Below are 16,694 nucleotides of genomic sequence, written 5' to 3'. Positions count from 1 at the left end.
CGTTTGCGCAGGTCTTGACGCCGATCGGGCGCGGCTCCCAGAATCGCAGCCACCTCACCCGCAACCGGAGGACCGTTGCGTCACGCCCCGGCACGCCGATTCCTGTCCGTGTAGCGCCGGCTCCCCCCACACCGTTCCCGTCCGATCCGAACTCCCGAGGGGGGCAGATCACTTGCGACTGCCACGCGTATTCACCACCCTGGCGGCGAGCCTCGCACTGCTCGTGGGCGCGTTCACCGCGCTTCCCGCACAGGCCGACAGCACCGGAGAGACAGCGGCCCCGGCCCAGTGGCGCAGCTACTGGGTGGACGGCTTCAACAACGGCGTCTACACGCCCGCCCAGGTCTCGCAGCTGGTGCAGGACGCGCTGGACATCAACGCCAACGCGCTGATCGTCCAGACCGCCCGCCGCTACGACTGCTTCTGCAACAACGCCCTGTACCCGCGCACCGACGCGGCGATAGCCCCGGCTCCGTTCGACCCCCTGTCCGAGATCGTCCGCCAGGGTCACGCGGCGGGGCTCCAGGTGCACGCCTGGGTCAACGTCAACACCATGTGGAACAGCGCCACCCCGCCCCGCTCCCCCGACCACGTGTTCAACCAGCACGGGCCGTCGGCGACCGGCGCCGACCGGTGGCTGAACAAGAAGGAGAACGGCCAGGAGCTGGTCGGCGCCAACGCCTACGTCGACCCGGGCCACCCGGCCGCCGCCGACTACATCGTGCGCGCGATCCAGAGCATCGTGCGCAACTACGACGTGGACGGCGTCAACCTCGACTACGTCCGCTACCCCGACGGCAGCTCCACCACGACGCACAGCGACTGGGGCTACAACGACGTCTCCGTCGCCCGCTTCCAGCACGCCACCGGCCGCACCGACGTGCCCGCGGCCGACGACGCGCAGTGGACCGAGTGGCGGCGCGCCCAGATGACGAACCTGGTCCGGAAGATCTACCTGGGCATCTGGGAGGTCGACCCGCAGGCGCGGCTGTCGATGGACGCCATCACCTACGGCCACGGCCCCTCCGCCGTCGGCGGCTGGGAGCGGACCCGGACGTACGCCGAGGTGCTGCAGGACTGGGCCGGCTGGCTGGACGAGGGGATCATGGACACCGCGGTGACCATGAACTACAAGCGCAACTGGAACCCCGACCAGGCGCTCATGTACTCGGAGTGGTCCCAGTTCATGGCCGACAACCAGGCCGGGCGCCAGGCCGTCAACGGCCCCGCCCTCTACCTGAACGGCATCGCGGACTCCGTCGCCCAGGTGCGTGAGGCGCTGCGCCCGACGGCGGCCGGGAACACGGCGGCCGGCTGGAGCGGCTACTCCTACGCCAACCCGACGATGGACGTGGCGGCCAACGGCCTCGCGACGGAGCGCGCCAAGCTCGTCCAGGCGCTCACCCAGGGCGCGGACGCCCCGTTCAAGGACCCGGCGACGGTGCCCGGCATGCCGTGGAAGTCGGCGCCCACCGACGGCCATGTGACGGGTGTGCTGAAGCTCGGCGACGGAGCCGTGCTCGATCAGGTGCCGGTGACGCTGCGCCCGCTGACGGCGGGCGGCGAGAGCGTGACCCGGCTCAGCGACGGCACGGGCTGGTTCGGCTTCGCGCACGTGGCGCCCGGCGTGTACCAGGTCCGCGCCGACCTGCCCGAGGGTGTCACCGGGTCCCCCGTGACCGTGGTGACGGTGGAGAAGGGCCGGATCGCGACGGCGTCCCTCCCCCTGCTGCGCACGCTGCCGTAGCGGACCCCGGACGGCTGGGCGCGGGGGCGCGAGCCCCTACACCCAGCCGTCCAGGTGCAGGTTCCACCGCCCCGGCTGCCCCATCAGACTCACCGTCGACAGGGGCATCACGTCTATCCGCCAGTACGCCGACGGCGGGGCCTTCAGCGCGTACACCAGCGCCGCCCGGATCACCGACGGCTCGGCCACCGCCAGCAGCAGCGTGCCGTCCGCGGGCCGGGTCTCCAGCCAGCCGCCCACCCGCTGGATGAACGCCATCAGCGACTCCCCGCCGTGCGGCGCGGAGTACGGGTCGGCGAGCCAGCCGTCGACCGCGCGCGGCTCGACCGCCATGACCTGCTCGAGCGTCCGGCCGCGCCAGCGCCCCATGTCGCAGTCCCGCAGCGCCACCTGCGCCAGCGGTGCCAGACCCAGCACCCGGCCGGTCTCCCGGGCCCGCGGGGACGGCGAGCAGTAGCGCAGATCGGCCGCCGCGAGCGGTGCCAGCGCGGGCAGCGCACGCTCGGCCTCCGCCCAGCCCCCGGCGTCCAGCGGGCGATCGTCGTCGAACCGCTCGTGCAGCCGGGAGGACGAGTTCCGCGCCGCCGCCAGGAGCGTGAGGCGTACGTTCATGGCCGGATCATAGGAGCGGGACCGGCGATTGCCCAGATCAATCAAGGGATAGTTGATCGGGGGCGGCAGAAATCCGGTCAAGATCCCACACGCATCAGACAAGACTGTCCAAAGCGGTACGGAGTCTGCGCACCCCCTCCGTGATCTCCCCGGTGTCCGCGGGCGAGACGAAACTCAGCCGCAACCGCGGGGCGGGCGGCTCCGCCGGGTAGTAGTGCCGGCCGGGGGCGACGGCCACGCCCGCGCGCAGCGCCGCGGCGGCCAGCGCCCGCTCGTCGGTGCCGTCCGGCAGCCGCTGCCAGACGTGGAAGCCGCCCGGCGCCGCCTCCGGTACGGGAAGCTCCGGCAGCGCGCCGGCCAGGGCGCCCAGCAGCGCCTCGCGCCGGGTGCGCAGCGCCGCCGCCACGGTGCGCAGATGGCGGGGCCACGCGGGGGAGCCGACGAGCTCGAGAGCGGCCTCCTGCAGCGGGCGGGGGACGAAGAAACTGTCGACGATCTGGATGGCCCGCAGCCGGTCCAGCACCGGCCCCCGGGCGGCGATCGCGCCCACCCGCAGGCTGGGCGAGGTGGCCTTCGTCAGGGACGTGACGTGCACGACCACCCCGTCGGGATCACCGGAGACCAGCGTCGGCGGCAGCTCGCCGGCGTCCTCGTGGGCGATCCGCCGGGCGAAGTCGTCCTCCACCACGAACGCCCCCGCCTCGCGGGCGATACGCACCACCTCGCGCCGCCGCCCGGCGCCCAGCACGGCGGTGGTGGGGTTCTGGAACAGCGGCTGGCAGACGAACACCCGGGCCCCGGTGGCCCGGAACGCCTCCGCGAGGAGATCCGTACGCACCCCCTCGGCGTCCACCGGCACGGGCACCGGCCGCAGCCCGAACGCCCGGGCGGCGGCCAGCATCCCCGGGTACGTCGGGGACTCCACCAGCACCGGCGCCCCCGGCGCGGCCAGGGCCCGCAGGGCGCCCGTGAGCGCCGGCTGGCCGCCCCCGGTGACCAGCACCCGGTCCGGGGCGACGCCGCCGATCTCCCGCGCGAACCACGCCCGCAGCTCCGCCAGCCCCTCCACCGGGGGCCGCTCCCACGCCCCGGGCCGGCGGCCGGCGCGGGCCAGGGCGGCGGCGAGGGCACGCTCCGGCTGGAGTGCGGGGTGGAGGTAGCCGCCGTTGAGCTCGATCACCCCCGGCGGCGGGGCCGCGAGGGTGACGAGGATGTCGGCGGCGTCCACGGAGCGGGGGACGGCGTCGGCGGCGGGGTCGGCGCTGAGGGCGATCTCCTGCCAGGAGGTGTCACCGGCCGGGGTCCCGTGGGGGCGGGTCTCCGCGCGGAAGGCGCCGGCGCCGGGGCGGGTCGTCACCAGGCCCTCGGCGGCGAGCCTGCGCAGGGCGCCGGAGACGGTCACGGGGCTCACCCGGTAGCGCTCGACGAGGCTGCGGCTGGACGGCAGCTTCTCACCCGGGGAGTAGCGCTTCAGCTCGTCCCGCAGGAGACGTACGAGATTCGCCGTACTGCTACTGTCATTCATGAGAGCAGACAATAGCGCTACCGTCCCCGAGCCGATAACGGTCGGCGCCCCCACGCCCCGCCGGGCCACCCCCCTCGGCGGCACCGTCCTCGCCGCGACCGGCGTCCTCACCTTCTCGCTGACCTTCCCCGGCACCGCCTGGGCCCTGGAGGGGTTCGGCCCCTGGTCGACGGTGACCCTGCGCCTCGTCCTCGCGTCCGTGGTCGCCGGCGGCGCCCTGCTGGCGCTGCGCGTGCCGCTCCCCCGCCGGGCCGACCTGCCGGGGCTCGCGGTGGTGGCGCTCGGCGTCGTCATCGGCTTCCCGCTGCTCACGACGCTCGCCCTGCGCACCTCCAGCACCTCGCACGCCGCCGTCGTCACGGGGCTCCTCCCGCTGACCACGGCCGCCCTCGCCGCCGCCCTGCACCGGGGCGCCCGGCCCCCGCGGACGTTCTGGCCGGCCGCGGTGGCGGGCGCCGCGGTCGTCGGCGCCTTCACTGTCAGCCAGAGCGGGGGCGCCCCGGACACCGCGGACCTGTATCTGCTCGGCGCGCTGCTGGCCTGCGCCGCCGGCTACACGGAGGGCGGACGCCTCGCCCGTACGATGCCGGGCTGGCAGGTCATCGCCTGGGCCCTGGTGGCCTGCCTCCCGCTGTCGCTGCCGGGAGCGCTGATCGCGCTGGGGGCGGAGCCGGCCCGGCCGACGGCGCACTCCGTGGCCGGGCTGCTGTGGATCGCGCTGGCGTCGCAGTTCGCCGGGCTGTTCGTCTGGTACCGGGGGATGGCGGCCATCGGGGTGGCCCGGGCCAGCCAGCTGCAGCTCGCCCAGCCGCTGCTGACGCTGGTGTGGTCGGTGTCCCTCCTGGGCGAGCACCTGGCCCCCGCCGCGCTGCCGACGGCGGTGGCCGTGCTGGTGTGCATCGCGGTGACCCAGCGGGCGGCTCGTTGAAGGGGCCAAGTGGCGCGTACCGAAATAGACTGGCGAACGAGACAGGACGGACGGGAGGTCGACATCGTGCGAGCCGAAAAGGGCGACAGGCTGGTGACCCACGGCAGGACCGTCGGAGACCACGACCGGGTCGGAAAGATCACCGAGGTGCTGGGTACGGAGGGCAGGCCCCCGTACCGGGTGACGTACGAGGACGGTCAGGAGTGCGTGCTGGCCCCGGGCCCGGACACCGTGGTCCAGCACGAGGCCGGTGGCACGGGGTCCGGGCGGCGCTGACTAACGCGGCGCGCGGGCCGGGCGGCCGTAGTGGTCGGCCACCAGCCGGCTCACGGCGCCCAGCGGGTCCTGCGGGAGCAGCTTCGCGGAGAAGTAGATGTTCCCCTTGACCTGCGGGTAGTCCGCGCAGAACGCGAGGTGCCGGGACAGCTCGGCCGGGTCGAACCAGGCCTCGGGCTGGCCGGCTGCGCCCACCTTGTACAGCGCCTCACCGATGTAGAGGTCGACGTTCGTGCCGGCCACCACGTCGTTCCACCACGGCACGAGCTTCGCGTAGTCGGCCGCGGCGAAGCCGATGTTCCAGTACACCTGCGGACAGATGTAGTCGAGCCACTCCTCCTTCACCCACTTGCGGGTGTCGGCGAAGAGGCTGTCGTACGTCTCCGCGCCGGCGGTGGTGTCGGAGCCGAGCTCCGGGTCGGTGGCCTTGTTGCGCCACACCCCGAACGGGCTGACGCCGAACTGCACCCGGGGCTTGGCGGCCTTGATCTCCCGGCTCAGCCCGCTCATCAGCTCGTCGGTGTTGCTCCGCCGCCAGTCGGCCCGCGACGCGTACGCCCCGCCGTACTCCGCGTACTGCGCGTCGTCGTCGAACTCCTGGCCCGCGACCGGATACGGATAGAAGTAGTCGTCGAAGTGCACGGCGTCGATGTCGTAGTTCCGCACCGCGTACATGATGCAGTCCCGGATGAACGCCCGGACCTCGGGAATGCCCGGGTTGTAGTAGAGCTTCCCGCCGTACGGGACGACCCACTCGGGGTGCACGTTCGCCGGGTGGTCGGCGACCAGCAGCTCCGCCTTCGTGTCGTTGCGCACCCGGAACGGGTTGAACCACGCGTGCAGCTGCAGATCCCGCTTGTGCGCCTCACGCACCGCGAAGCCCAGCGGATCCCAGCCCGGGTCCTGCCCCTGGACCCCGGTCAGGAACTCCGACCAGGGCTCGTACGGGGAGGGGAACATCGCGTCGGCGGTCGGGCGGACCTGGAAGACCACCGTGTTCAGCCGCCGGGCCACCGCCTCGTCCAGCCGCGCCAGCAGACCCGCCTTCTGCTCCCCGGCGGACAGCCCCTGGGCCATCGGCCAGTCTATGTTCGCCACGGTGGAGATCCACGTCCCCCGCATCTGCTCCCGCGGCCGCCGGCCCAGGAAGTCCGGCCGCCCTGCCGCGGGCGACGCCACGGCGCCGCCCGTGCCCAGCGCCATCGCACCCAGCGCGCCGAGCGCCGCCGCGCCGAACCGGCGGCGGCTCAGCTTCGGCTCGTGTCCGGGGTTGCTGCTCCCCATCAGATTCCTCCGACTCGTCGGTGATCCGCTGTCCGCGCCCGTACGGCCGGGTCACGGCACACGGACGCGCCCCGAAGTGGTCTGAACCACTTCGGAGTTCGTGATCATCCTTACGGGAACGGCCGGGCCGCTACAAGGATCCGCACGGTGATTCATTGGTCTACGCCGCGGAATCTCCGGCGGCGTCCGGCCCTGCCCGGTTCCCGCCCGGTGGCCTCGGGTAACGTCGGGCCGTACACGAACCCCAGGGAAAGGCCGTACGCCGTGAACGACATCCAGCGCGTCGGAGTGATCGGCGCAGGACAGATGGGTGCGGGGATCGCCGAGGTCTGTGCCCGCGCCGGTCTGGACGTGAAGGTCGCCGAGATCACCGGCGAGGCGCTGGAACTGGGCCGTACCCGGCTGCACAACTCCCTGGGCAAGGCCGCCGAGCGCGGCAAGATCAGCGAGGCGGAGCGGGACGAGACGCTCGCCCGGCTGACCTTCACCACCGATCTCGGCCAGTTCGCCGACCGCGATCTGGTGATCGAGGCCGTGGTGGAGAACGAGCAGGTCAAGACGGAGATCTTCCAGGTCCTGGACCAGGTCGTGACCCGCCCCGACGCGATCTTCGCGTCGAACACCTCCTCCATCCCGCTGGTGAAGCTGGCGGTGGCGACCTCCCGCCCCGACCATGTGATCGGCATCCACTTCTTCAACCCGGCCCCGGTGCAGAAGCTGGTCGAGCTCATCCCCGCGCTGACCACGAGCGACGAGACGATCAAGCGGGCCGAGACGCTGGCCGGGAAGGTGCTCGGCAAGCACGCGATCCGCGCCCAGGACCGCTCCGGCTTCATCGTCAACGCGCTGCTGGTCCCGTACCTGCTCTCGGCCGTCCGCATGTTCGAGTCGGGTCTGGCTACGCGGGAGGACATCGACAACGGCATGGAGATGGGCTGCGCGCACCCCATGGGCCCGCTGCGGCTGTCGGACCTGATCGGGCTGGACACGATCGTCTCGATCGCGGACTCGATGTACACCGAGTACCGGGAGCCGCTGTACGCCGCTCCCCCGCTGCTCCAGCGGATGGTCGACGCGGGCCGGCTGGGCCGCAAGAGCGGCGCGGGCTTCTACACGTACGCCTGAGGCATACTCGTACGCCCGCACGGGAACGTCACGCGGGTCCCGAGCGTCCTCACCGGCGGGAGAGGCCGTTCGGCCCGTGCGCTCCCCGGTCCCGGCGCCCTGTAGCTTGGAGCGGTATCCGTGGCTGTTCCGATGATCAACAGGAGCTTCGATCCCGTGACGACACTCGCCCTCGGTCCCAGTTGGATGGACCCCGACTATCTGATCCAGACCTTCGGTCTGATCGGCATCCTGGTGATCGTCTTCGCCGAGTCGGGGCTGTTGATCGGGTTCTTCCTGCCGGGCGACTCCCTGCTGTTCACCACGGGTCTGCTGGTCGCGGACGGCGAGTATCTGCACACCCCGCTGGCGCTGGTGTGCCTGCTGGTGTGGCTGGCCGCGGTGGCCGGGGACCAGGTGGGCTTCCTCTTCGGGCGCAAGGTGGGCCCGTCCCTGTTCAACCGGCCGGACTCGAAGCTGTTCAAGCAGGAGAACGTCGAGAAGGCGCACGAGTTCTTCGAGAAGCACGGCCCGAAGTCGATCGTGCTGGCCCGGTTCGTGCCGATCGTCCGGACCTTCACGCCGATCATCGCCGGCGTGAGCCGGATGAACTACCGGATCTTCTTCACCTACAACCTCATCGGCGGCCTGCTGTGGGGCGTGGGTGTCACGCTGCTCGGCTACTTCCTCGGCCAGATCGAGTTCGTGCACAAGAACATCGAGGCGATGCTCGTCCTGATCGTGCTGCTCTCGGTGGTGCCGATCGGCATCGAGTACCTCCGCTCGCGGAAGAAGTCGTCCGCCTCCGGAGCCGCCTCCGACGACCCCGCCGCCCAGGCGGGCGGCCGGGGCCGGCACGCCAAGCGCTGAGTCCCGTACGGACACGACGAAGGGCCCCGCCGACCGGCGGGGCCCTTCCTGCGTCGTACGAGGTCACGCGCCCCGCAGCACCGCCCCGGTCCGCTCGCCGGCGACGGCGACCGCCGCGTCACGGGCGGCCGAGGCCTCGTCGACCGTCAGCGTCCGGTCCGCGGCCCGGAAGCGCAGCGCGTACGCCAGGGACTTCTTCCCGGCGCCGGTCTGGTCGCCGGTGTAGACGTCGAACAGCCGGATCGACTCCAGCAGCTCGCCCGCGCCCGAGCGCAGCGCCGCCTCGACGGACTCCGCGGGGACGGACGCGTCGACCACCAGGGCGACGTCCTGCGTGGCCACCGGGTAGTTCGAGATCACCGGGGCCACCGGGCTCGAGCCCGCCTTGCCCAGCAGGTCCAGGCTGATCTCCATGGCCGCGGTCCGCTCCGGCAGGCTCATCGCCTTCACGACCCGCGGGTGCAGCTCACCGGCGTGGCCGACGAGCTGCCGGCGGCCGTCCACCTCGGCGTACAGCGCGGCGCAGCGACCGGGGTGCCACGGCTCGTGCCGGTCGGCCTCGACGGTCAGCTCCACGCCCGCCTCACGGGCCACGATCCGCGCCGCCTCGATCGAGTCGGCCCAGGTCGCGGGGCGTCCCTTGCCCCACCAGCCGGCCTGCTCCCGCGACCCGGCGAGGACCACGGCGGCCCGGCGGGGCTGGCGGGGCAGCGCGGCCTCGACGGCGGCGATCTCCTCCTCGGTGGGCCGGCGGTCCACCGGCAGCCGTACGGCCACCGGGGCGGCGTCGGGCACCGGGCGGAAGACCAGGCCGGTCTCGAAGAGGGCCACGTCGTGCGTGCCCCGGCTCTCGTTGCGCCGCAGGGCGGCGAGCAGGCCCGGCAGCAGCGTGGTGCGCAGCGCCGGCTCCTCGTCGCTGAGCGGGTTGACGAGCGTGACCACCGAGCGCCGGGCGTCGTCCGCCGGCAGACCCAGCTGGTCCAGCGCCTGGACGCTGGTGAACGGGTAGCAGGGCGCCTCGGTGTAGCCGGCGCCGGCCAGCGCCCGGCCGGCCCGGCGGTGCAGCCGCTGGCGGGGCGTCAGACCCCGGCCGGAGGGGGGCTTGGGCAGGGTGGAGGGCAGGTTCTCGTAGCCCTCGAGCCGGATGACCTCCTCGGCGAGGTCGTTCGGCGCGGACAGGTCCGGGCGCCAGGACGGCACGCTGACCGTGAGCTCGTCCGCCCCGTACACGTCGCAGCCGATCTCCTGCAGCCGCCGTACGACCGTCTCGCGGCCGTAGGCGACGCCCGCGACGCGGTCGGGGTGGTCGGCGCGCATCATCACGGTGCGCGGCGCGGCCGGTCCGGTGACCTCGGTGACGCCCGGGTCGGCGGTCCCGCCGGCGAGCAGCACCAGCAGGTCGACGGCGCGCTGCGCCGCCGCCGGGCCGGCCTGCGGGTCGACGCCGCGCTCGAAGCGCTTGGACGCCTCGGAGGACAGCTTGTGCCGCCGGGCGGTACGGGCGATCGTCACCGGGTCGAAGTGCGCGGCCTCGATCACGATCTCGGTGGTGCCCTGCGCCTCGCCGAGCAGCGGCGCCGGCTCGGCGGCGTCGGCGATCTCGGTGCCCTCGCCGCCCATCACCCCGGCCAGGCCGATCGGCCCGTTGTCGTCGGTGATCAGCAGGTCCTCGGCGTCCAGGGTGCGCTCGACGTCGTCCAGCGTCGTCAGCTTCTCGCCGGCGGTCGCCCGGCGGACCCCGATCGCACCGTTGATCAGCGTGCGGTCGTAGGTGTGCAGCGGCTGGCCGATCTCCAGCATCACGTAGTTCGCGATGTCCACGGCCAGCGAGATCGGCCGCATCCCGGCCTTCTGCAGCCGGCGCTGCAGCCACAGCGGCGAGCGCGCCTCGGGGTCCACGCCGGTCACGGTGCGGGCGGTGAAGCGGTCGCAGCCGGTGTAGTCGGAGATCTCCACCGGGTGGCCCTGGTCGTTGGGCCCGGGCACGTCGAGGAGCGCCGGGTCGCGCAGCGGCAGGCCGTAGGCGATGGCGGTCTCGCGGGCGACGCCGCGCAGCGACAGGCAGTAGCCGCGGTCGGCGGTGACGGCGATGTCGAGGACCTCGTCGACCAGCTCCAGCAGCTCGATCGCGTCGGTGCCGGGCTCGTACTCCGGCGGGAGCACGATGATGCCGTCGTGGTCGTCGCCCATGCCCAGCTCGCGGGCGGAGCAGATCATGCCCTCGGAGACCTTGCCGTACGTCTTGCGCGCGGCGATCGCGAAGTCGCCGGGGAGCACGGCGCCCGGGAGCACCACGACGACCTTGTCGCCGACGGCGAAGTTACGGGCGCCGCAGATCAGGTTCTGCGGCTCACCCGTGCCGTTGGCGTCGCCGACGTCGACCTGGCACCAGCGGATCGGCTTCTTGAACTCCGTCAGCTCCTCGATCGCGAGGACCTTGCCGACGACGAGGGGGCCCTTGAGGCCGGACCCGAGGCGCTCGACGGTCTCGACCTCGAGACCGGCCGAGATGAGCTTGGCCTGGACGTCGCGGCCGGTGACGGCGGCCGGCAGGTCGACGTACTCCCGCAGCCACGAAAGCGGGACTCGCATCAGATCTCCATCCCGAACGGCCGGGTGAAGCGGACGTCACCCTCGACCATGTCTCGCATGTCCTGGACGTTGTGGCGGAACATCAGCATCCGCTCGATGCCGAAGCCGAAGGCGTACCCGCTGTACTTCTCCGGGTCGATTCCGCAGGCCACCAGGACCTTGGGGTTGACCATCCCGCAGCCGCCGAGCTCGATCCAGCCCTCGGAGGAGCAGGTGCGGCAGGGACGGTCCGGGTTGCCGACGGACTCGCCGCGGCAGACGTAGCAGACCATGTCCATCTCGGCGGACGGCTCGGTGAAGGGGAAGTGGTTCGGCCGCAGCCGGGTCTTCATCCCCTCGCCGCCGAACAGCTCGCGGACCATGTGGTCCAGCGTCCCCTTGAGGTCCGCCATCGTCAGGCCCTCGTCCACGGCGAGCAGCTCGACCTGGTGGAAGACGGGGGTGTGGGTGGCGTCCAGCTCGTCCGTGCGGTAGACGCGGCCCGGGCAGATCACGTACACCGGGGGCTCGCGGTCCAGCATGGAGCGGATCTGCACCGGCGAGGTGTGGGTGCGCAGCACCACACCGGAGTCCTCCTCGCCGTGCGGGCCGCGGACGAAGAACGTGTCCTGCTCGGTCCGGGCGGGGTGGTCGGGGCCGATGTTCAGGGCGTCGAAGTTGAACCACTCCGCCTCGACCTCGGGGCCCTCGGCCACCTCGTAGCCCATGGCCGTGAAGATGTCCTCGATGCGCTCGGAGAGCGTGGTGAGCGGGTGGCGGGCGCCGGCCGGGATCCGGTCGTAGGGCAGCGAGACGTCCACCGCCTCCTCGACCAGCATCCGGGCGTCACGCTCGGCCTCGAGCTGCTCCTGGCGCTCCTTGAACGCCTTGTTCACCGCGCCGCGGGCCTGGCCCACGCGCTTGCCGGCGTCGGCCTTGGCGTGCGGCGGCAGGGCGCCGATCTCGCGGTTGGCGAGCGCCAGGGGCGAGCGGTCGCCGCCGTGGGCGGTCCTCGCCTCGCGGAGCTGCTCGAGGTCGGTGGCGGCGGCGAACGCCGCGATCGCCTCGTCGCGCATCCGCTCGATCTCCTGCGGCTTCAGCGCCTCGACCTCGACGGGGTCGTACGACTTGTTGGGTGCGGACATCCTCTTCCCGGTCTTCCGATTGGCTGGCTGGCGCGCCCCGGTCCGGCGGTGGTGGCCGGTTGGTGCCCTTGTGCCAAAGCACGAGTCTACGGGGCGCGGGGGTGTGGGGTCGGCCCTCGGGTGCCGGTACGGGCCCGGGGCGCGGGTGGGGATCGCCCGGCGGCGGGTCCTCAGGCCAGATGGGCCGGGACGCCGACGGGCAGCATAAATCGGAACCGGGCACCGCCGCCGGGCGCGCGGGTGACGGAGATCGTCCCGCCGTGGGCCTCGACGATGCCCTTGACGATGTAGAGGCCCAGGCCCGTGCCGCCGCGCTTGCTGCCGCGCCAGAAGCGGGTGAAGACGCGGCTCATCGACTCCTCGGGGATGCCGGGGCCTTCGTCGCTCACGGTCACCTCTGTGCCTTGCGGGGCGGGCGCGGACGGGGTGTCCCCCGGCTCGCGCGGGGGGCGGGGGGCGGGTGCCACCTCGATCGTGACAGTTCCGGCGCCGTGGCGCACCGCGTTTTCCAGCAGATTGCCCAGCACCTGGTCGATCTTGTCGGGGTCGGCCCACAGATCGGGCAGCCCCGGGGAGACCAGCAGAACGAACCGGCCGGGGTCCTCCCCCGCCGTCGTATGGGCCTCGACGTGCCGGCGGACGGCCCCGGCTATGTCCACGGGCTGGCGGCGCACCTCGAGCCGGCCGGAGTCGATCCGGGAGATGTCCAGCAGCTCAGCGATCAGCCGGGTGACGCGGTTGGCGTCGGCGTGCACCGTCTCGAGCATCAGCCGCTTCTGGTCGTCGGTGAACCGCTCCCACTTGGCCAGCAGCGTCGCGGTGAATCCCTTGACCGAGGTGAGCGGGGAGCGCAGCTCGTGGGCGACGGTGGCGATCAGCTCGGCGTGGCTGCGTTCGTTGCGCAGGCGGGCCTCCGTGGAGCGGAGGGTGACGACGAGGCGGTGCAGGGGGCCGGCGGGGTGCCGGCGGACGTAGCGGGCGGCGACCAGCACCTCGCGGTTGCCCGGGAGCAGCAGATGGCGTTCGGGCTGGGCGGTACGGATGGCCAGTCCGCCGTACGGGTCGGTCAGGACCCACCACCGCCGCCCCTTGAGGTCTTCTAAGGGGAGGGCCTCCGTCAGGGGGCGTCCCAGGGCCCGGCGGGGGGCTGTGGCGGTGATCCGGGCGGCGGCCTTGTTGAAGCAGATGACCCGGCCCGTCTCGTCGGCCACGACCAGTCCGTCCGGCAGGTCGTCGGGGTCCAGGCCCAGGCTCTTGGGGTCGCCGACGCCGTCCGTGAACTCCACTGGCAACCCCCTTTCGCCGGCCCGGTGTTACCCGTCACCCCGTCGTCCGGCCCTCTGGCCAGCCCACCCTACTCGCTGAAGGCGGCCGGACGGCACCCGCCGGGTGGGCACCGGCGCCCGTCCGGCGCCGGTACAGGCAGCGCGCCGTCAGCGGCAGCCGCCGGGCGCACGCTGGGCGCGCGCGGAGGCGTACAGGCAGACGGCGGCCGCCGTCGCCAGGTTCAGGCTCTCCGCCCGGCCGTGGATGGGGACCCGTACGACGGCGTCGGCCAGCGCCCGGGTCTCCTCCGGCAGCCCCCACGCCTCGTTGCCGAAGACCCAGGCGGTGGGACGCCCGAGGGTGCCGCGGTCCAGTTCGGTGTCCAGGTCGTCCTCCCCGGCCCCGTCCGCCGCGACGATCCGCACCCCCGACTCGCGCAGTCCGGCGACCGCCCGCTCGACGGGCACGCCGACGGCGACGGGCACGTGGAAGAGGCTGCCGACGGAGGCCCGTACGGACTTCGGGTTGTACAGGTCCACCGAGGCGTCCGTCAGCACGACGGCCTCGGCGCCCGCGGCATCGGCGCAGCGCAGCACCGTGCCGGCGTTGCCGGGGTCGCGTACATGGGCCAGCACGGCGACCAGCTTCGGCCGGGCGGCGAGGATGTCCTCGAACGGCGAGTCCACGAACCGGCACACCCCGACCAGGCCCTGCGGGGTGACGGTGTTCGAGACCTCCGCCATGACCTCGTCGGTGGCGGTATGCACCCGCGCCCCGGCCGCGCGGGCGGCGGCGACGATGTCGGCGTACCGCTCCGCGGCCTCCACCGTGGCAAACAGCTCGAGCAGCGCCGGCTCCCCGTCACCGCGGTGTCCGACGGCCTCGCGCACCGCCTGCGGCCCCTCGGCGAGGAAGCGGCGCTCCTTGCCGCGGAAGGTACGCCGCGACAGCCGCCGCGCGGCGGTCACGCGCGCGGAGCGCACGGAGGTCAGCTCGGGGGCGGGGGCTGTGGACGGTGTCACGCTCGTACTCACTCCATCGGTGCCGTCGGGAACGACAGGACCCGCAGGGCTCCAGCCCTGCGGGTCCTGCCCTGCCTGGGTGCGGCCGGGTACGCGGCCGGCTGTGGCGTCGACGGCGGGCCGTCGTACGTCGCAGTCTCGCTCAGGCGGCGGTCTTCGGCGCGTTGACGTCGCTCGGAAGGGCCTTCTGGGCCACCTCGACGAGGGTCGCGAAGGCGTTCGCGTCAGTGACCGCGAGGTCGGCCAGCATCTTGCGGTCCACCTCGATGTTGGCGGCCTTCAGACCCTGGATGAAGCGGTTGTAGGTGATGCCGTTGGCGCGGGCAGCGGCGTTGATGCGCTGGATCCACAGCTGACGGAAGTCGCCCTTGCGCTTCTTGCGGTCGTTGTAGTTGTAGACGAGGGAGTGGGTGACCTGCTCCTTCGCCTTGCGGTACAGGCGGGAACGCTGGCCGCGGTAGCCGCTGGCCTGCTCGAGGATCGCGCGGCGCTTCTTCTGGGCGTTCACTGCCCGCTTGACGCGTGCCATTTTTCAAACTCCTTGGTTACGGATGGTCCCGGGACGGGGCGCCGCGGCGCGTATGAGGCACGCGCCGGCGCGGGGGTGTTACTTGCCGAGAAGCTTCTTGATCTTCTTGGCGTCGGCCGGGGCCATCTCCGCGTTGCCCGTGAGGCGGCGGGTCAGGCGGGAGGACTTGTGCTCGAGCAGGTGGCGCTTGCCGGCGCGCTCGCGCAGCACCTTGCCGGAGCCGGTGATCTTGAAGCGCTTCTTGGCACCGCTGTGCGTCTTGTTCTTCGGCATAGCGCCGTTCACTCCTCGTCAGTGGACGCCCCTGCCCGGCCGGTAAACCGGCAGGCGAAAGCGCCCGGTGTTTCGGTTGGCTTCCGATGGCCCCCCTGGGCGGGGGACACCGGTGTTGCTGGTGCGGACCGGCCGGGCCGGTCCGTCCGGCTCAGGCCTCGGCCGGCTCCTGGACCGTCATCCCGGCCTCGGCCTCGTCCTCACCCTCGAGCGGCCGGCCCTGGCGCTCGGCCTTGCGGGCCGCCTGGGCTTCCCGCGCCTCGGCCATGGCCTCGGTCTTCTTCTTGTGCGGCCCGAGAACCATGATCATGTTACGGCCGTCCTGCTTGGGGTTGGACTCGATGAAGCCCAGCTCCTGGACGTCGTCCGCGAGGCGCTGCAGCAGTCGGTACCCCAGCTCGGGACGGGACTGCTCGCGACCGCGGAACATGATCGTGATCTTGACCTTGTCGCCCTGCTTCAGGAAGCGGACCACGTGACCCTTCTTGGTCTCGTAGTCGTGCGGGTCGATCTTCGGCCGGAGCTTCATCTCCTTGATGACCGTGTGCGCCTGGTTCTTGCGCGCCTCACGGGCCTTCATGGCCGACTCGTACTTGAACTTCCCGTAGTCCATGAGCTTGCACACGGGCGGACGGGCGTTCGCCGCGACCTCGACCAGGTCAAGGTCGTACTCCTGTGCGAGCTCCAGGGCCTTGGCAAGCGGCACGATGCCGACCTGCTCGCCGCTGGGACCGACAAGTCGCACCTCGGGGACGCGAATCCGGTCGTTGATGCGGGGCTCGGCGCTGATGTGGCCTCCTCGGTAGCACCGCGCGGATGCCTGGCGGGCAGCCGCGTTACGTCTGTGTGGTGACCTAACACACCCGGAGCATGAAAAATGCCCCGGACGGGACACAGGCGGATGCTCCTTGCCGGGGAGCACCGCCGCGGTGACCGCGGGGCGCATCTGGACCGGTGACCCGCCGGCCCCAGGGGCTGGTCGGGTGGGATGCTCAGGAGCGTCCACTTGTGGGCCGGCACTCTGGCATGACTACAAGACATGACAAGGGTGACCGACCGGTCGGAGTCAAGAGTACCAGCCCCCGGACGTACCGCGCACATCGGCGGCGGGTCGTCCCCTCCGGGGGGCGGGGGGCCGGGACGCCGGGAGGCTCTACGCTTGGGCCCCATGAGTGACGCGAACCCCGCCCCCGAGCCCCAGCACCCCGACTTCGACGACATGGCCCGCGACATCGCGGAGGTGCCGGCCGTCGAGGTGATCGTGACGGTCGCGGTGAACCTGATGAGTGCCGCCGCCGTGAAGACGGGGCTCACCGAGGACGGCGAGAAGCACAAGGACCTCGACGAGGCGCGCAAGCTCATCCACGCGCTGGCCGGACTCCTCGACGCGGGGGTGCCGGAGATCAGCTCCTTCCACGCGTCGCCGCTGCGGGACGGGCTGAAGTCCCTGCAGCTGGCGTTCCGCGAGGCCTCCCTGGTGAAGGACGAGCCGGGTCAGGGCCCGGGCGAGAAGTACACCGGGCCCGTCTACGGCTGACAGCC

16 protein-coding genes are annotated in these 16,694 nt (G+C 72.4%); 6 read left to right on the top strand and 10 right to left on the bottom strand.

Annotated elements, in window-relative coordinates; translation table 11 throughout:
• The first annotated feature begins 172 nt into the window (after positions 1-172).
• Positions 173-1,747 carry a family 10 glycosylhydrolase gene (locus tag SRB5_RS21090; protein ID WP_153454306.1) on the top strand — a complete coding sequence of 525 codons (1,575 nt, stop codon included), beginning with the start codon at positions 173-175 and terminating at the stop codon, positions 1,745-1,747.
• A 36-nt stretch (positions 1,748-1,783) separates the two neighbouring features.
• Here SRB5_RS21090 and SRB5_RS21085 read toward each other — a convergent pair whose 3' ends face one another.
• Both SRB5_RS21085 and SRB5_RS21080 read right to left on the bottom strand, forming a co-directional pair.
• Positions 1,784-2,359 (bottom strand): histidine phosphatase family protein, encoded by a 576-nt coding sequence (locus tag SRB5_RS21085; protein ID WP_153454304.1) that lies wholly within the window; start codon positions 2,357-2,359, stop codon positions 1,784-1,786.
• A 94-nt stretch (positions 2,360-2,453) separates the two neighbouring features.
• Positions 2,454-3,884, bottom strand: coding sequence for an aminotransferase-like domain-containing protein (locus SRB5_RS21080; protein WP_153454302.1), 1,431 nt, complete (start codon positions 3,882-3,884; stop codon positions 2,454-2,456).
• Between SRB5_RS21080 and SRB5_RS21075 the strand changes: the two genes are divergently transcribed.
• Both SRB5_RS21075 and SRB5_RS21070 read left to right on the top strand, forming a co-directional pair.
• Positions 3,883-4,812, top strand: a complete 930-nt coding sequence (locus SRB5_RS21075; protein WP_153454300.1) for a DMT family transporter — start codon at positions 3,883-3,885, stop codon at positions 4,810-4,812. The two genes, SRB5_RS21080 and SRB5_RS21075, sit on opposite strands and share 2 nt — an antisense overlap.
• A 66-nt stretch (positions 4,813-4,878) precedes the next feature.
• Positions 4,879-5,088, top strand: coding sequence for a DUF1918 domain-containing protein (locus SRB5_RS21070; RefSeq protein ID WP_323378234.1), 210 nt, complete (start codon positions 4,879-4,881; stop codon positions 5,086-5,088).
• Here SRB5_RS21070 and SRB5_RS21065 read toward each other — a convergent pair whose 3' ends face one another.
• Entirely contained in the window at positions 5,089-6,372 is a 1,284-nt protein-coding gene (locus SRB5_RS21065) for a glycoside hydrolase family 10 protein (protein WP_153454298.1), read from the bottom strand.
• Positions 6,373-6,636: 264 nt separating this feature from the next.
• Between SRB5_RS21065 and SRB5_RS21060 the strand changes: the two genes are divergently transcribed.
• Together SRB5_RS21060 and SRB5_RS21055 are read left to right on the top strand one after the other, a co-directional pair.
• A complete protein-coding gene (locus tag SRB5_RS21060) occupies positions 6,637-7,497 on the top strand; it encodes a 3-hydroxybutyryl-CoA dehydrogenase (RefSeq protein ID WP_323378233.1) in 861 nt (286 codons plus the stop codon).
• Positions 7,498-7,653: 156 nt separating this feature from the next.
• Complete coding sequence (locus SRB5_RS21055; protein ID WP_323378232.1) at positions 7,654-8,346, top strand: DedA family protein; 693 nt, start codon at positions 7,654-7,656, stop codon at positions 8,344-8,346.
• A 63-nt stretch (positions 8,347-8,409) separates the two neighbouring features.
• On the opposite strand, the gene pheT is transcribed toward SRB5_RS21055, so the two are convergent.
• The 7 genes from pheT to infC form a co-directional block, all read right to left on the bottom strand.
• Positions 8,410-10,938: a phenylalanine--tRNA ligase subunit beta gene (pheT, locus tag SRB5_RS21050; protein WP_153454297.1), complete on the bottom strand. Its 2,529-nt coding sequence runs from the start codon at positions 10,936-10,938 to the stop codon at positions 8,410-8,412.
• Positions 10,938-12,062 (bottom strand): phenylalanine--tRNA ligase subunit alpha, encoded by a 1,125-nt coding sequence (pheS, locus tag SRB5_RS21045; protein ID WP_153454295.1) that lies wholly within the window; start codon positions 12,060-12,062, stop codon positions 10,938-10,940. Before pheS ends, pheT begins: the two co-directional genes overlap by 1 nt.
• Positions 12,063-12,232: 170 nt before the next feature.
• Positions 12,233-13,348 (bottom strand): sensor histidine kinase, encoded by a 1,116-nt coding sequence (locus tag SRB5_RS21040; protein WP_323378231.1) that lies wholly within the window; start codon positions 13,346-13,348, stop codon positions 12,233-12,235.
• Between the two features lie 147 nt (positions 13,349-13,495).
• Positions 13,496-14,350 (bottom strand): TrmH family RNA methyltransferase, encoded by an 855-nt coding sequence (locus SRB5_RS21035; protein WP_323378230.1) that lies wholly within the window; start codon positions 14,348-14,350, stop codon positions 13,496-13,498.
• Positions 14,351-14,492: 142 nt separating this feature from the next.
• On the bottom strand, positions 14,493-14,879 hold the full coding sequence (rplT, locus tag SRB5_RS21030) for a 50S ribosomal protein L20 (RefSeq protein ID WP_153454291.1): 387 nt from the start codon (positions 14,877-14,879) through the stop codon (positions 14,493-14,495).
• A gap of 78 nt (positions 14,880-14,957) precedes the next feature.
• A complete protein-coding gene (gene rpmI / locus SRB5_RS21025) occupies positions 14,958-15,152 on the bottom strand; it encodes a 50S ribosomal protein L35 (protein ID WP_153454289.1) in 195 nt (64 codons plus the stop codon).
• Positions 15,153-15,303: 151 nt separating this feature from the next.
• Positions 15,304-15,942, bottom strand: a complete 639-nt coding sequence (gene infC / locus SRB5_RS21020) for a translation initiation factor IF-3 (protein WP_323378244.1) — start codon at positions 15,940-15,942, stop codon at positions 15,304-15,306.
• Between the two features lie 378 nt (positions 15,943-16,320).
• Between infC and SRB5_RS21015 the strand changes: the two genes are divergently transcribed.
• Positions 16,321-16,689 carry a DUF1844 domain-containing protein gene (locus SRB5_RS21015; protein WP_153454287.1) on the top strand — a complete coding sequence of 123 codons (369 nt, stop codon included), beginning with the start codon at positions 16,321-16,323 and terminating at the stop codon, positions 16,687-16,689.
• Positions 16,690-16,694: the final 5 nt, after the last annotated feature.

This window comes from Streptomyces smaragdinus (assembly GCF_009604385.1).
Classification (GTDB): Bacteria; Actinomycetota; Actinomycetes; order Streptomycetales; family Streptomycetaceae; genus Streptomyces; species Streptomyces smaragdinus.
The sequence above is the reverse complement of the archived record's forward strand: the minus strand, read 5'-3'. Positions and strand labels throughout refer to the sequence as shown.

Coding starts and splice junctions, on each gene's coding strand:
- SRB5_RS21085 (WP_153454304.1), bottom strand. CDS start 2,359: ATGAACGTACGCCTCACGCTCCTGGCGGCGGCGCGGAACTCGTCCTCC.
- SRB5_RS21075 (WP_153454300.1), top strand. CDS start 3,883: ATGAGAGCAGACAATAGCGCTACCGTCCCCGAGCCGATAACGGTCGGC.
- SRB5_RS21080 (WP_153454302.1), bottom strand. CDS start 3,884: ATGAATGACAGTAGCAGTACGGCGAATCTCGTACGTCTCCTGCGGGAC.
- SRB5_RS21065 (WP_153454298.1), bottom strand. CDS start 6,372: ATGGGGAGCAGCAACCCCGGACACGAGCCGAAGCTGAGCCGCCGCCGG.
- pheT (WP_153454297.1), bottom strand. CDS start 10,938: ATGCGAGTCCCGCTTTCGTGGCTGCGGGAGTACGTCGACCTGCCGGCC.
- pheS (WP_153454295.1), bottom strand. CDS start 12,062: ATGTCCGCACCCAACAAGTCGTACGACCCCGTCGAGGTCGAGGCGCTG.
- rplT (WP_153454291.1), bottom strand. CDS start 14,879: ATGGCACGCGTCAAGCGGGCAGTGAACGCCCAGAAGAAGCGCCGCGCG.
- rpmI (WP_153454289.1), bottom strand. CDS start 15,152: ATGCCGAAGAACAAGACGCACAGCGGTGCCAAGAAGCGCTTCAAGATC.
- SRB5_RS21015 (WP_153454287.1), top strand. CDS start 16,321: ATGAGTGACGCGAACCCCGCCCCCGAGCCCCAGCACCCCGACTTCGAC.